This is a genomic window from Bradyrhizobium sp. STM 3843 (assembly GCF_000239815.1).
Classification (GTDB): Bacteria; Pseudomonadota; Alphaproteobacteria; order Rhizobiales; family Xanthobacteraceae; genus Bradyrhizobium.
In genome coordinates, this window is record NZ_CAFK01000274.1 from 1 (window position 1) to 12,714 (window position 12,714).

The 12,714-nt window shown below is 64.3% G+C and carries 15 protein-coding genes; 6 read left to right on the forward strand and 9 right to left on the reverse strand.

All coding sequences use genetic code 11. The features are described 5' to 3' along the window. Positions 1 to 397: 397 nt before the first annotated feature. On the reverse strand, positions 398 to 1,705 hold the full coding sequence (locus BRAS3843_RS27725) for a hypothetical protein (RefSeq protein WP_008972443.1): 1,308 nt from the start codon (positions 1,703 to 1,705) through the stop codon (positions 398 to 400). A 181-nt stretch (positions 1,706 to 1,886) separates the two neighbouring features. Then, the gene (locus BRAS3843_RS40980; RefSeq protein WP_008972444.1) at positions 1,887 to 2,483 is read right to left on the reverse strand and encodes a hypothetical protein; all 597 of its coding nucleotides are present in this window, start codon (positions 2,481 to 2,483) and stop codon (positions 1,887 to 1,889) included. 349 nt (positions 2,484 to 2,832) lie between these two features. On the opposite strand from BRAS3843_RS40980, the gene BRAS3843_RS27730 reads away from it, so the two are divergent. Further along, positions 2,833 to 3,639: a glucose 1-dehydrogenase gene (locus tag BRAS3843_RS27730; protein WP_008972445.1), complete on the forward strand. Its 807-nt coding sequence runs from the start codon at positions 2,833 to 2,835 to the stop codon at positions 3,637 to 3,639. 19 nt (positions 3,640 to 3,658) lie between these two features. Here the strand turns inward: BRAS3843_RS27730 and BRAS3843_RS27735 are convergent, their stop codons facing one another. Continuing rightward, entirely contained in the window at positions 3,659 to 4,324 is a 666-nt protein-coding gene (locus BRAS3843_RS27735) for a class I SAM-dependent methyltransferase (protein WP_008972446.1), read from the reverse strand. Positions 4,325 to 4,417: 93 nt separating this feature from the next. On the opposite strand from BRAS3843_RS27735, the gene BRAS3843_RS27740 reads away from it, so the two are divergent. Together BRAS3843_RS27740 and BRAS3843_RS27745 are read left to right on the forward strand one after the other, a co-directional pair. Continuing rightward, a complete protein-coding gene (locus tag BRAS3843_RS27740; RefSeq protein ID WP_008972447.1) occupies positions 4,418 to 5,086 on the forward strand; it encodes a TetR family transcriptional regulator in 669 nt (222 codons plus the stop codon). 170 nt (positions 5,087 to 5,256) lie between these two features. Beyond that, positions 5,257 to 6,051, forward strand: coding sequence for an NYN domain-containing protein (locus tag BRAS3843_RS27745; protein ID WP_008972448.1), 795 nt, complete (start codon positions 5,257 to 5,259; stop codon positions 6,049 to 6,051). Between the two features lie 33 nt (positions 6,052 to 6,084). Here BRAS3843_RS27745 and BRAS3843_RS27750 read toward each other — a convergent pair whose 3' ends face one another. Continuing rightward, positions 6,085 to 7,305 carry a lytic murein transglycosylase gene (locus tag BRAS3843_RS27750; protein WP_008972449.1) on the reverse strand — a complete coding sequence of 407 codons (1,221 nt, stop codon included), beginning with the start codon at positions 7,303 to 7,305 and terminating at the stop codon, positions 6,085 to 6,087. Positions 7,306 to 7,356: 51 nt separating this feature from the next. Continuing rightward, on the reverse strand, positions 7,357 to 7,938 hold the full coding sequence (locus BRAS3843_RS27755) for a MarR family transcriptional regulator (RefSeq protein WP_008972450.1): 582 nt from the start codon (positions 7,936 to 7,938) through the stop codon (positions 7,357 to 7,359). A 55-nt stretch (positions 7,939 to 7,993) separates the two neighbouring features. On the opposite strand from BRAS3843_RS27755, the gene BRAS3843_RS27760 reads away from it, so the two are divergent. Together BRAS3843_RS27760 and BRAS3843_RS27765 are read left to right on the forward strand one after the other, a co-directional pair. Beyond that, positions 7,994 to 8,458, forward strand: coding sequence for a carboxymuconolactone decarboxylase family protein (locus tag BRAS3843_RS27760; RefSeq protein ID WP_008972451.1), 465 nt, complete (start codon positions 7,994 to 7,996; stop codon positions 8,456 to 8,458). 53 nt (positions 8,459 to 8,511) lie between these two features. Next, positions 8,512 to 9,006, forward strand: coding sequence for a cupin domain-containing protein (locus BRAS3843_RS27765; protein ID WP_085967029.1), 495 nt, complete (start codon positions 8,512 to 8,514; stop codon positions 9,004 to 9,006). A 23-nt stretch (positions 9,007 to 9,029) separates the two neighbouring features. On the opposite strand, the gene BRAS3843_RS27770 is transcribed toward BRAS3843_RS27765, so the two are convergent. Genes BRAS3843_RS27770 through BRAS3843_RS27780 form a run of 3 tightly spaced genes read right to left on the reverse strand, consistent with a single transcriptional unit; the run spans position 9,030 to position 11,855 of the window. After that, a complete protein-coding gene (locus BRAS3843_RS27770; protein WP_008972453.1) occupies positions 9,030 to 9,824 on the reverse strand; it encodes an amidohydrolase family protein in 795 nt (264 codons plus the stop codon). A 6-nt stretch (positions 9,825 to 9,830) separates the two neighbouring features. After that, entirely contained in the window at positions 9,831 to 11,078 is a 1,248-nt protein-coding gene (locus tag BRAS3843_RS27775) for an MFS transporter (protein WP_008972454.1), read from the reverse strand. Positions 11,079 to 11,123: 45 nt separating this feature from the next. Further along, a complete protein-coding gene (locus BRAS3843_RS27780; RefSeq protein ID WP_008972455.1) occupies positions 11,124 to 11,855 on the reverse strand; it encodes a GntR family transcriptional regulator in 732 nt (243 codons plus the stop codon). 150 nt (positions 11,856 to 12,005) lie between these two features. Between BRAS3843_RS27780 and BRAS3843_RS27785 the strand changes: the two genes are divergently transcribed. Then, positions 12,006 to 12,188: a hypothetical protein gene (locus BRAS3843_RS27785; protein ID WP_008972456.1), complete on the forward strand. Its 183-nt coding sequence runs from the start codon at positions 12,006 to 12,008 to the stop codon at positions 12,186 to 12,188. A gap of 52 nt (positions 12,189 to 12,240) precedes the next feature. Here the strand turns inward: BRAS3843_RS27785 and BRAS3843_RS27790 are convergent, their stop codons facing one another. Continuing rightward, a complete protein-coding gene (locus tag BRAS3843_RS27790) occupies positions 12,241 to 12,501 on the reverse strand; it encodes a hypothetical protein (RefSeq protein ID WP_008972457.1) in 261 nt (86 codons plus the stop codon). Positions 12,502 to 12,714: the final 213 nt, after the last annotated feature.

The window sequence follows — 12,714 nt, forward strand, 5'->3', positions numbered from 1 at the left end:
CGGATTCACGCTTATATCGCGCTCTCCTCGGTGTGCCGGGCTTGTTAGCCACCGTCGCCCTCGGGATCATCACCTGAAGGCTTAGCGCCAGCGTCGGGGCGCCAGGACCACGCGACTTCACGTCCGCGCGCTGCCGTTCGTCCGCGTAGGTGAACTACGCTGCGGCATCATCGCGGCCACCGCATCCCGCACTCGACGTTCGTGACGATCGCGATGCGCCCCTCTCATGAGGCGGGACAGCTCGAACAGAACATAAATTCTGAAAAAACGAAAGAAGGAAATTTGGGCGAGAGATCTCGACTGAGTGATGTAGTTGAAGCACTTCGCGAAATGAATGTTTGCGCGCATGCGCTGGCTGGTCGGATTGCCCGCTGCAGCAGGGAGCAGCCGGGCAGAATCATGCCAGGTGAGTCGCCCGCCGGGCTGCGCGCGTCGTGCCCTGATGCGCCGACCACCATCGCGCAATCGCGTCAGTGAGATCATTCCAGAGCTCGGTCGGAAGATCAGGAACGGCAACGCGGATGCTGTACGCGTCGGTCGCGGCGCTGTGAAACCACTCCGTAGCGGCAAAATCGAAGCCGAAGCTGCCGGCATGCCGGATCGGAAAGCCGTCCGCGGCCAAGTCATCGCTCATGGCCGCGGCTCTGCGCCGCGCTGCTGCCTCATCAAGCGGCGTCGCACTGCTGAGCGTGACATAGAGGGCGTGCGCGAAGCGTAGCTCCTCGGTCAAGCCTGGGAGTGCGGCGGCAAAATATCGGGCGGCCCGGCGGGTGTTGCGCAGGATCGCAGCCATCCGCTTGTTGGTCAGTTCGCGATAGACTGACGTGCCGACATAGGGCGGGAAATGCGCCGGCAGCGCCGCCCCGCCCAGGAGCCGAACTGCATTCCGCATCTCCGTACTCAGCTGTTTGAGCTTGGATCCGATCAGCCGCGAATGATCGCTGTTCCAATCGAGGAAAACCGCAGAGCCGAGGCGCCCATATTCCGCTCCGAGCGAATCCAGCTTGGTATGGCTCCGCACCATCACGACGGGGATGTCCCAACTGCGAGCCCAGTTGAGGACGCGCCGGATGCGTCCCGAGCCGGTTGCGAGGCAGGTGCTGTCAAAAATCAGGAGATCGATCGCAGGAGTCCTGCAGCCAAGGGTGGCTTCGAACAGGGCGGCCGACGCACAGGCATCGAGCAGCATCACGCGAGGAGAACTCGTTGACGTGATCACGTCGTCCAACGCGCGGCCCACCGTGACCGGCCGCAGGTGGCGGGTGTAGGCTTCGACCAGTTCGAGGGTTTCGCCGTAGGTGCCGGGCAGCAGGACCAGATCGGCTTTGCCGATCACCCGAGCCGAGGCGAACAGCAGCGCCGAGATCGCGGCCATGCCGGAAGCGGTATAGATCGTTTCGCTGGTCCAACCCGGGTCGAAATCGTAAAAGGATGGGCCGCGCACGTCGAGATCCGCGCGCTGATAATCATAGTCGAACGCGAACGGACCGCTGCGAGGTTGAACCCGATCTGCCCAAGCTGTCTCCGTGATCGCCCAATGAGACAGCGCATACTCAGCCTTGAGCCTGGCGGTCAACTGGAACTTGTCCCGGATCACCTGGTTCACCGAACCTGGCTGAGCGAGTTGCAGCGGGTTTCTCAGGCAGTCATTGAGGAGCCTGAGTTCTTCACCTTTTCGGTTGAGATAGGCCTCGATCGTTTCCATGGGGAGACCGCTGATGCAGGTCGTCCCCTAACGCCTGAGGTCGGCATTGGGTCCATTTGGGCCGGTTGGCGTCTGGCACCCCGGCGGTCGCGTCGTGACAGCACGACATCGTCGTCAGCCCAAAAGGTCGTCGCCGAACATGCTGCCGGCATGCACAGAAGCGAAGTCGGGACTGCGCGCATCAATAGTACATTCGGCGTTGTGCATTCGCGACGATAACGCCGATGGATGTGCTACCGGATCTAAACACGGCTCCAACAAAGACAAGCATCAAGATTGAGCCGAAGACCAACAGGACGACTCCATAAGGTTCGACTTTGGATTTGGATGCGGGTTTTGGGTTCGACGATGCGAGCAGGACAGAGGGTGCGATCGTGGGCAGAGAGACTGGAGCAACTTGCGCGACGTCAACCCAGCGCTCGGACCAATTCGGTTTAGGGATGGGCGTATTCTTAGGGATGGGCGTATTCGAGGGATCGATCACTTGCTCGCTCGATTGTGGGGGGGCGGCGCTAACCATCAGCTCCGACCGCGCATCACGCCATTTTTTTGGCGCATCCTCCTTCGTCAGTTTGTGCCGAACAGCCTGCCGTTCAACTCGCGCGATGTGATGTCGCCGCGACGGTGGCGTAGCGTCCCAACAGTGGTTAAGACCGTGCCAGTAGATATGGACGGTGGCGAACTGACTACGCGCCTCGCTCTTGGTCATGCATGAATTCGACGCGTAGGATGGCGTCGTCATCGTGGCGATTGCTACAATAATAACTGCGACACGCATGGCGTCGCTCCATCGTTAGTTAAACACACGCATACTGATACTAATCACTTCCTATTCTCGCGAAGTCAGATCAGAGTCAGAAGACAATGGGCAAATTGTGACCAATTAGACAGCAATGTTGTCCTATATAGTTCCACAGGCTCTCTTTGTAGTCTATGGAACTCATTAGTTGTCACACGGGAAATCGTATGTGTGACAATAGCTAGCGAGCGGCGCCGTTAGTGTTGCATCAACAGCGTTCCAATGTTGAATTTTAGATGTGAAATGAATATCCCGGCGAGCTCGGTCAGGTATGAATCGAGCTACCTCGAAAGATGAGTCGGGCAATAGGAAACGGCAGGGAATCAAGATGGCAGGACAGGTCGAGGGCAAGGTCGCGCTGGTCACTGGCGGTGCATCCGGGATCGGGGCGGCAGTTGCCGAACTGTTGGCGCGCGAAGGCGCGTCGGTCGTGGTCAGCGATGTCGATGACCTCAAGGGTCCGGAGGTCGTTGCCGGCATCAGCAAACACGGCCATCACGCAACGTTCCTGCATCAGGATGTGACCAGCGAGCCACGCTGGATCGAAGTGATCGCCGAGGTTGGGAAGCGGCACGGCCGTCTCGACATCCTGGTCTCGAATGCCGGCATCGGCATTGGCGTGCCCTCGATCACCGAGATGTCGCTGGCCGACTGGCGCAGGCAGACCGCGATCAATCTCGACGGCGTATTCCTGTCGGTCAAACACAGCCTGCCTTTGATGCGCAAGACCGGCGGCGGCTCGATCATCATGATGTCGTCGCTGGCTGGCTTGCGCGGCGCCGTCGGACTGGCCGGCTACTGCGCCACCAAGGGCGGCGTGCGGCTGTTCGCCAAGGCGATCGCAATGGAGTGTGCGACGTTTGGTGACGGCATCCGCGTCAACTCGGTGCACCCCGGGATCATCGACACCCCGATCTGGGGCAAGATCCCAACCGATGCTAGTGGCGGGCAGAATGCGCCGATCGATCCGCAGGAGCGCGCCAGGCTCGCCACCCCGCTCGGCCGCGCCGGGCAGGCCGCGGAGATCGCGGCCGGCGTGCTCTATCTGGCGTCGGATGCCTCGGCCTACGTGACCGGCACTGAGCTCGTGATCGATGGCGGCATGTTTGCAGGCAGCGCATTGCGACGGGCATGAGCGCCCGCCGGACACGGCTTCAGCCGATCCGCATCGATACTTCGACATCCTCGGCGAACGGCACCGACAGGTAGCCGCTCGCCGCTGAACGCACCTGCGTGAGATAGTCGGGGCTGTCATCGGCGTTGTCAGCGATGATGAGGGAGCCCAGCCTCAGCCGGCTCTCGAGCAGGCGCAGGATGTCGGGATAAAGCGGCTTGGCGCCGTCGAGCAGCACGAGGTCGATCGTCTCGGGAAGATTGGCGCTCAGCGTCTTCAACGCGTCGCCCTCCCGGATCTCGACCAGATCGCTCACGCCGCCGGCCGCCAGATTGGCGCGCGCCCGCGCGATCTTGGACGGCTCGAACTCGCAGGTGATCAGCCGGCCGCCGCCATTGTCGCGCAGCGCGGCGGCGAGATGCAGTGTCGAGATGCCGAACGACGTCCCGAACTCGACGATATCGCGCGCGTGGCTCGCCCGCGCGAGCATGTAGAGCAGGGCGCCGGTCTCGCGCGAGACCGGGAGCGGGATGTCCTTGAGCCGGGCGTAGAGATCGATGTAGTCGGTCCGGCTCTGCAGAAGCCGTGACAGCTCCGCGTCGGAAAAATCCGCGAAGGCGGGGCTCGCTTCAGGCCGGTTGTCGGCGGCCTGTGCGAACAGGCGCTCCAGCAGCGGCGCAAGCGGGGCTGATGTCAGGGTGGTCATGGAGGTCTCCGGTCAAGCGAAGTGCGTTGTTGTGCGTGGCTTGAAATACGACTAATTCGTCGCATTTCCTATTCGCATTCCCCGGACCCCGCCATGGCCCCTCGTCGAAGTGCTTCAATTTCCTCGCGAAAACAGCCCAAACAGGCGCGCTCGACCGACCTCGTCGCCGCCATCCTGGAGGCTGCTGTTCAGGTTTTGGCGAAGGAAGGCGCGCAGCGTTTCACCACCGCGCGTGTCGCCGAGAAGGCCGGCGTCAGCGTCGGATCACTGTATCAATATTTTCCGAACAAGGCGGCGATCCTGTTCCGGCTGCAGAGTGACGAGTGGCGGCAGACCAGCGATCTCTTGCGCGGCATCCTAGAGGATCGCGAGCGGCCGCCGCTGGATCGGCTGCGCAGGCTGGTCCACGCGTTCATCCGGTCGGAATGCGAGGAGGCGGCGATCCGCGTGGCGCTGCACGACGCCGCGCCGCTCTATCGCGATGCGCCCGAAGCGCGCCAGGCGCACGCGGGAAGCGGCCGCACGATGCGGGCCTTCATGCAGGAGGCGCTGCCTGACGCCTCAGACCAGACGCGCAAATTAGCCAGCGACCTGATCAAGACGACGCTCAACAAGGTCGGCGAGCATTTCTCGCAGACGCCGCGCAGGCCGGCGGAGATCGCTGCCTATGCCGACGCGATGGCAGACATGTTCTGCGCTTATATCGACAGCCTCGACAATTCCGGAGGTTTGCGAGGAGGAGGTCTCACATCCTCATCGTGACCGGACGCCCACTATCAGTTCTCTGGTCATGAGAACGCTCACCGACCGCCCAGCGATCAACTCGCTACAACGCCCACGCGCCTCGGACACCGCGTATGAAATTTAGTCTGACGGGATCGCGGCACGCGTATATAGAAGCGGGCAATCAGGGCCATTCTGAGGGACACGTGATGCCATCCGAAGTTCGTTCGCCCCGTCTCGCCGTTCTGATCGATGCGGACAATGCCTCGGCCAAGATCGTGGACGGGCTGTTCGAGGAGATCGCCAAGATCGGCGAAGCGAGCGTGCGTCGCATCTACGGCGACTTTTCCAGTCCGCGCTCGAAGCCCTGGGCCGATACGCTGGCGAGATATGCGATCGTCCCGCAGCAGCAATTTGCCTACACCACCGGAAAGAACGCCTCCGATATCACGCTGGTGATCGATGCGATGGACCTGCTCCACAGCGGGCGTTTCGACGGATTTTGCCTGGTGTCGTCCGACAGCGATTTCACCCGGCTTGCGGCGCGCATCCGCGAGCAGGGCATCGACGTGTTCGGGTTCGGGGAGCAGAAGACGCCGGAGAGCTTCCGTCAGGCCTGCCGCAGGTTCGTCTACACGGAAAACCTGCGCAGCGGCGCTGCGACCAGCAAGGACGCCGATGCGGCTTCGACACCGAAGTCGCTGCTGCCGAACAGCGCGGCGACCCCCATCATCAAGAAGGTGATCACGCAGATGGAGAGCGAGGACGGCTGGGTCGCGCTCGGCGAGGTCGGCAAGCAGCTCTCAAACCTCGTGTCCGATTTCGACCCACGGACCTATGGCTGCCGCAAGCTCAGCGATCTCGTGCGCAAGACCGGCGCCTTCGAAATCGAGGAGCAGCCGAAGGGCGGCTCCATGCGCATCCGCGTCAAGGCGGCGACGGGGTCGCAACCGAGATCGAAGACGCCGAGGGCAAGCCAGCGTGAGGCCGCGGTCAAGCCGTGACTTCTTCTTTGGGATTGCTACCGCGGACGGTGCTCAGCCGCCCTGCCTGAGCTTCGCCAGCACCTTCAAGCCGCCATAGCCGTCGGCCGGGATGAGGCCCGCCTTCGCTTGGAAGTCGCGGATCGCCTTCATGGTGTCGTTGCCGACGCGGCCGTCGGTGCCGCCGGTGTCGAAGCCGGCGGCCGTGAGGCGCTTCTGCATCTCCTGCACTTCGGCGAGCGTGAGCGCGCGCTCCGAGCCGGGGAAGGGCTGGATGAAGGGCGGGCCGCCCAGGATGCGGTCGCCGAGATGGCAGATCGCGAGCGCGTAGCTCATCGCGGGATTGTAGCTCTTCACCGAATAGAAGTTCGGCCCCAGCAGGAACGCAGGACCGCCGGCGACGGGAATCCAGAGCTGCGCGGCTGCGTTCGGCTGCGGAAAGGCCTCGCCGTCGGCGCGGGTGACGCCGGCACTCTGCCACGCCGAATAGGAGCGGCTGCCGGACATGTTGCCGGGCGCGCGCACTTCGTAGCCCCAATGCTCGCCACGGTGATACTTGCCTCTGTTGACGAGATAGCGCGCGGTCGAGCCGAGCGCGTCGTCGGGCTTGCCGAACGGCGAGATCTTGCCGTCGCCATCATAGTCGAAGCCGACATTGAGCCAGACCTCGGGCATCCACTGCGTATGCCCCATCGCGCCGGCCCAGGAGCCGTTCATTTCCTCCGGCGTGCTCCAGCCGCGGTCGACGATCTTCAGGGCGTTGATCAGCTCGGCTTCCCAATAGGCCTTGCGGCGCGGCTCGTTCCAGGCGAGCGCGGCGAGGGCAGGGAAGACCGGGCGCATGTGATTCTGCTGCACCAGCGGATCGCCATAGGCCGACTCGACGCCCCACAGCGCCAGCAAGGTGCCGCGCTCGACGCCGAAATCCTTCTCGATGCGCGCAAACAGCGCCGCATTCTCTTTCAGCGCGATCTTGCCGTTGATGATGCGCCAGTCGGAGACGCGGCGGTTGATATATTGCCAGAGCTCCTCCTTGAACTCAGGCTGATTGCGCAGCTCCTTGAACACGCTCATGTCGGGCTCGACATGGGCCATGGCACGGTTCCAGGTGGCGGACGAAATGCCCTTGGCGAGCGCGCGCTCGCGGAACGTGTCGCGCCAGGCCTCATAGCCCGCGGGTGCGGCGCTTGCCGCGCGCGATACGGCCAGCAGTGCGGCGGCGCCGGCCCCGGTGCGGAGCAGTGCGCGGCGGGAGAAGGAATCGAGCTGTGTCATGGACCGTAGTTTACCCGCTCCGATGGCGTGCGGGCAAAGGTCTCGCGCGCCTCAACCCTCCTGCAGATCAACCGCAATTTTGGCGAGCCAGCGGCGGATGGTCGCAAGTTCCGTGTCGCTCATGCCCTTCTCCAGGCGCCGTTCCAGCGCCATGGCATGGCGGCGGCAGGCCTGCAGCAGATCGAGGCCGCGCTCCGTCAGGCTCCATTGCAGGATACGGCCGTGGACCGGGTGGGGCGTCTTGGCGATCGCGCCGTCGCGCTCGAGATTGCGGATGATGACGCCGACCGTCTGCGGCGTCAGCAGCGCGACCCGGGCAAGGTCGGCCCCTGACAGTCCGGGATAGGCTTTGAGCATGGTCAGCACCACGAATTGCGGCGGTGTGACGCCAAGCTCGCCGAGCGCGCGTTCGAACGACAGCCGGGCGGCTGCCTGGGCCTGGCGCAGCAGATAGGCCAGATAGCCCTGCTCGCCGCGCTTGCCCTCGCCGGGGGGCGGTGGCCGGACCGCGGCCGGCAGCGGAACCGCCGACTCGCCCGCAGCCGCAGGTGAGATCCGCCCGCGGCCCTTTGGAGTGGGTTCCTGCGCCGCGCTGTCGTCATGGGCGCGTTGCTTGCTCGTCGGCTTGCGCATGATATAAGAGCTCTTATAATTTAGCAGTGTTCTTATATAGCACAGGGAGTGACACATGTCACATGCGCGCAAGGACTATCCGGACTTCAAGGCGCTGGCGCCGGACATCTACGAACGCGTGCTCGCGCTCAGCCAGCTCTCTGGAAAGGCCGGCCTGGACAAGGACCTGATGGAGCTGGTGAAGATCCGGGCCTCGCAGATCAACGGCTGCGCCTTCTGTGTCCAATTCCACATTCTGGAAGCCGAGCGGATCGGCGTTTCCGCCGACAAGCTGAACCTCGTCGTGGTCTGGCGCGAGGCCCCGCTATTCTCGGCCCGCGAGCGTGCGGCGCTGGCATGGACGGAGGCGTTGACCCTGGTGTCCGCCGGCGTCAGCGATGAGGTCTATGCGCAGGCGAGCGCGGAGTTCTCGGAGAAGGAGCTGGTCTATCTCTGCTCGGCAATCGCCGTGATCAATGTCTGGAATCGGTTCGGCGTTGCCTATGCCTGGACGCCGCCGGCGCGCATTGCCAGATCCTGAGGTGAACGGCCCGTCAACGATGAGGGAGAAGGACCATGACATCGTTTTTGACAATGGCGTTCGGCCGGCCTGCGCGGCCGCTGAGGCAACCGATCTGGTTGTCGGCCATGGCGGGTCTTGCCTGCGCGCTGGCTACGGCAAAGGCCTTGCCTGCGACCAGCACGGCGATCTCCGGCGCGCTGCAGCCTCTGTGCATGACAACAGCGGCAGCGGGATCGCCGCTCGACAAGGTCGAGCCGATCGCGTCGTATCCACTGCCGAATGTGGCGGGCAAGCGCGTCACCATCGTCCGCGTCTTCTATGGTCCGGGTGGTTTCTCACCCCCGCATCGGCATTCCGGCTCGGTGACGGCCTACATCACCAAGGGCGAAATCCGCTCGCAGCTCGCCGGCGGACCGCCTGAAGTGTTCACGGTCGGTCAGTCGTTCTTCGAGCCGCCGGGGTCGACACATCTGGTCTCGGCCAATGCGAGCACGACGGAGCCTGCGGAATTGATCGCGGTGTTCGTTGCCGATGAAGGCGCACAGCTGACGACCTATCTGCAATAGCTGCGCGCGATGCATGCGGTGGTCTAGAACCGAAACAGCCCGCGCGGCGCGGCCAGCACGCGCGCGCGCTCGGCTGGATCCGGGATCAGCTCATCGAGGAAGCCGAGGTTGGCGGCGTAGTCCTGCGTCGTCTCGAACTGGGTATGGGGCCAGTCGCTGCCCCACATCAGGCGGTCGACATCGAAGGCATCGCGCAGCAGCGGATAGGCCTGGCGCGCGAAGGCGCGGCCCAGGGGGCCGTTGCGATAAGGCGCTGATAGTTTGACCCAGACCCGGGCGGACGTACCGAGCCTGAGCACGGCAGCGAAGCCCGGGTCCGCGATGCCATAGGTTGGATCGGGCAGGGCGAAATGATCGATCACGACGGTGACATCGTGATCGAGCAGTTGCGTGACCAGGTCGGGCAGATCGGCTGCGCGCCGCTGCAGCTCGACCTGCCAGCCGAGATCAGCGACGTTGGCGAGCAGTCGCGTCCAATGGCTTTCGGTGAGATCGGGCAACGGCCGCCCGACCAGATTCAGCCTGATGCCGACGACCCCGCCGCGATCCAGCCGTTGCAGCTCCTCGATGCCGATGGTGGGGTCGACCACGGCGATGCCACGCAGGCGGCTGGGAGCAGCCCTGATGCAGTTCAGGAGATAGCAATTATCAGTCCCGAGGAAGCTCGGCTGCACCAGCACGCCGTGCGTGAGGCCGCTGCTGTCGAGCTGCGCGAGATACCGGTCCAGCGGCGCGTCGTAGTCCGGTGCGTAGCGTCGTTCGCCTGCGAGCGTCAGGCCGCGATGGAACACATGCGCATGCGCGTCGATGCTGATCATCGATCGTCAGGCCCGTAAGGCCGCTTCGGCCGGCTGCTCGAACACCTTGCCGCGGGTCTCCGGCAGCATCAGCACAGCGAGCAGAACCAGCGCATAGGCGAAGGCGGCGTCGATGCCGATCGCAGGCCCAAGGCCGATATGCTCGGAGAGATAGCCGACCAGGAACGGGAAGGCGGCCGAGACGACCCGGCCGAAATTGTAGCAGAAGCCGACGCCAGTGCCGCGAACGCCGGCGGGATAGAGTTCGCTGAACAATGCGGCCATGCTGGCGGGAATGCCGGCCGAGAAGAAGCCGAGCGGAAAGCCGAGGACCAGCATCTGCGCATTCGACAGCGGCGCGAAGATGTAGACCAGCACGGTGGCGATACAGGCGGAGGCAAATAGCGCCACGTTGGCGCGGCGGCCGATGCGGTCGCTGAGCACGCCGCTGGCGACGCAGCCGCAGAAGAAGGCGACAATGATGACGGCGAGATAGCCGCTCGAGCCCAGCACCGACAATTGGCGGACCTCGCGCAGATAGGTCGGCAGGAAGGTCGTGAGCGCCGCATAGCCGCCATGGGCGCCGATGCCGAACAGGCCGCCGATCAGGGTCGAGCGCAACACCTCCGGCTTGAAGATGCCGGAGATGGTGGCGAGGAACGGCGTATCGGCCGCTTTCACCGCGCGCGGGGGCTCGACGATGCCGCGGCGGATGTAGAGGATCAGGAGTGCCGGCACCAGCCCGGCCGCAAACAGCACGCGCCAGGCGATGTCTTTCGGGAGGTAGGTGAAGACGACGGCGGAGAGCAGCACGGCGGCGCCCCAGCCGACCGCCCAGGCGCTCTGCACCGCGCCCAGCGCGCGGCCGCGATGGTCGGGCCGGATGATCTCGGCCATCAGCACCGCGCCGCAGGCCCATTCGGCGCCGAAGCCGAGGCCCTGAATGGCCTTGAGCACCAGCAGCTGATTGTAGTCGGTGACGAAGGCGCAGGCGAAGGTGGCGAGCGCAAAGGTCGCGACCGTGATCTGCAGCGCGTTGACGCGGCCGAAGCGGTCACCGAGCGCGCCGCCGAGCCAGCCGCCGAAGGCGCCGAAGAACAGCGTAATCGAGCCGAGCAGGCCGGCCTGCGCCTTGGTGATGCCAAAAGCCGCGATCAGGGCCGGAATGGCCAGGCTGAACATCTGGACGTCGAGCGCATCGAGCGCCCAGCCACCGAAGCTCGCCCAGAAGGTGCGCCGCTCCAGCGGCGTGGAGTCCTGGTACCAGTTCGACATTGGTCCTCCCTTCGGATCATTTCTGTTGTTGTTTGTTGGTCGAGCTCAGCGGATTTCGGCGTGATAGCGGAAGCGGTCCGCCGGCCCGCGCGAGCGGCGCCACTCGATCGGGCGTCGTTCGAGATCGTAGGCGATGCGCTCGATCACGATCAGCGGCGCCCCGGCTTCGAGCCGCAACAGCCGCGCCTGCATGGTGTTGGCGGTTTCAACCGTCAGCACCTCATCGGCCGACACCACCACCTGGCCGCAGCGCTCTTCGTAGAGCGGATAGAGCAGGTCGGAGAAATCGCCGCTGTCGATCTCCATGATCGCAGCGAAGCGCGATCTCTGCAGCCAGATCTCCTCGGCGAGCAGGGGGACGCCGTCGATCAGTCGCAGCCGCGACAGGTTGATCACGGGCTCGCCCGGCGGAATGCGCAGCGCCGAGGCGGCGGCGGACGGCGCGGGCACCTCTTTCCGCCTGAGGATGCGGCTCTGCGGCACCCGCCTTTCGCCGCTTTCCGACTGGAAGCGGAAGAAGCGGAACAGCGATGAGTTGAAGCGGGCGCGTCGGACATAGGTGCCGCGGCCCTGCTGACGCTCCAGAATGCCTTCCGCGACCAGGCAGTCGATCGCCTTTCGCACGGTGCCGATTGAGAGCCCATGGGTGGCGGCGAGCTCGGCTTCCGTCGGGATCGCCTCGCCCGGACGCCAGACGTGGCTCGCGATCCGCTCGGCGAGGTGATCGCGCAGGCGCTGATAGAGCGGCAGACGGGCGTCGGAGATGATCTCTGTCATCTAGTCATCTATATGACTTGATGGGAAGCCGTCAAGCGATCGCCGGCCGGTTGCGCTGGTGTCCTCTCTACGCATGTTGCAGCGCAGCCATGGAACATGCCCGTCAGGCGCAGAGTTGATGGAGCAAATAACACCGTGGAGGAGGCGACGATGACCAAGGCGCCGGACCAGTTGAAACCGCATGATTTTCCGGTCGAGGCCGACAAGGGCAGCATCAAGAGCCAGGATGGCAAGCCGATCGCCGAGACCGACAGCGAAGGCTTGGCTCACGACATCGCCGACCGGCTCAACACCGAGGAGTATCTGCGCGAGCATGACAAGTGGTCGGCCTGATCGCCGCCCACGTGATCCCAGCGCTCAAGATCTCGCAGCGCGATCGCAGCATTCAATAGGGATTAGCCGGCTGGGCGCGCTTCGGTCCGGCCGGCTTGGGCTCGACGGCGAGCGAGGGATCGGTCGGAAGCACGGTGGCGCCCGCGGCGCGCGCGACTTGGCCCGTTGTCGAGTGCTGGGCTTCGGCTGCCGGCTTGATCTCGGGCGCGTACCAGCGGTCGCGCACCAACATGGTCAGCGACGCCACGCTGACGATCGCAACCACCAATGCAACGGCCACCGGACCTTTGCCGCCACGCCGCTCGCTGCTCACGGCCGTCTCCTCCGTTATCGCAGGTTAACGACATCAGTCGGCTCGCGGTTCCGGCGCTGCGGCAGGCGGGTGCAGGCGCGGAACTTGCGCTAAAGCGCGATGAGATTAGGATGAATCGTCATCGCGCTTTAGGTTATTGTTTGAGCATGATCTCCGCGCAAACGCGTTCCGCGTTTGTCGCGAGGGAAAACCGCTTCGCACTTTTCCGGATCA

Coding starts and splice junctions, on each gene's coding strand:
- BRAS3843_RS27725 (WP_008972443.1), bottom strand. CDS start 1,705: ATGGAAACGATCGAGGCCTATCTCAACCGAAAAGGTGAAGAACTCAGG.
- BRAS3843_RS40980 (WP_008972444.1), bottom strand. CDS start 2,483: ATGCGTGTCGCAGTTATTATTGTAGCAATCGCCACGATGACGACGCCA.
- BRAS3843_RS27730 (WP_008972445.1), top strand. CDS start 2,833: ATGGCAGGACAGGTCGAGGGCAAGGTCGCGCTGGTCACTGGCGGTGCA.
- BRAS3843_RS27735 (WP_008972446.1), bottom strand. CDS start 4,324: ATGACCACCCTGACATCAGCCCCGCTTGCGCCGCTGCTGGAGCGCCTG.
- BRAS3843_RS27740 (WP_008972447.1), top strand. CDS start 4,418: ATGGCCCCTCGTCGAAGTGCTTCAATTTCCTCGCGAAAACAGCCCAAA.
- BRAS3843_RS27745 (WP_008972448.1), top strand. CDS start 5,257: ATGCCATCCGAAGTTCGTTCGCCCCGTCTCGCCGTTCTGATCGATGCG.
- BRAS3843_RS27750 (WP_008972449.1), bottom strand. CDS start 7,305: ATGACACAGCTCGATTCCTTCTCCCGCCGCGCACTGCTCCGCACCGGG.
- BRAS3843_RS27755 (WP_008972450.1), bottom strand. CDS start 7,938: ATGCGCAAGCCGACGAGCAAGCAACGCGCCCATGACGACAGCGCGGCG.
- BRAS3843_RS27760 (WP_008972451.1), top strand. CDS start 7,994: ATGTCACATGCGCGCAAGGACTATCCGGACTTCAAGGCGCTGGCGCCG.
- BRAS3843_RS27765 (WP_085967029.1), top strand. CDS start 8,512: ATGGCGTTCGGCCGGCCTGCGCGGCCGCTGAGGCAACCGATCTGGTTG.
- BRAS3843_RS27770 (WP_008972453.1), bottom strand. CDS start 9,824: ATGATCAGCATCGACGCGCATGCGCATGTGTTCCATCGCGGCCTGACG.
- BRAS3843_RS27775 (WP_008972454.1), bottom strand. CDS start 11,078: ATGTCGAACTGGTACCAGGACTCCACGCCGCTGGAGCGGCGCACCTTC.
- BRAS3843_RS27780 (WP_008972455.1), bottom strand. CDS start 11,855: ATGACAGAGATCATCTCCGACGCCCGTCTGCCGCTCTATCAGCGCCTG.
- BRAS3843_RS27785 (WP_008972456.1), top strand. CDS start 12,006: ATGACCAAGGCGCCGGACCAGTTGAAACCGCATGATTTTCCGGTCGAG.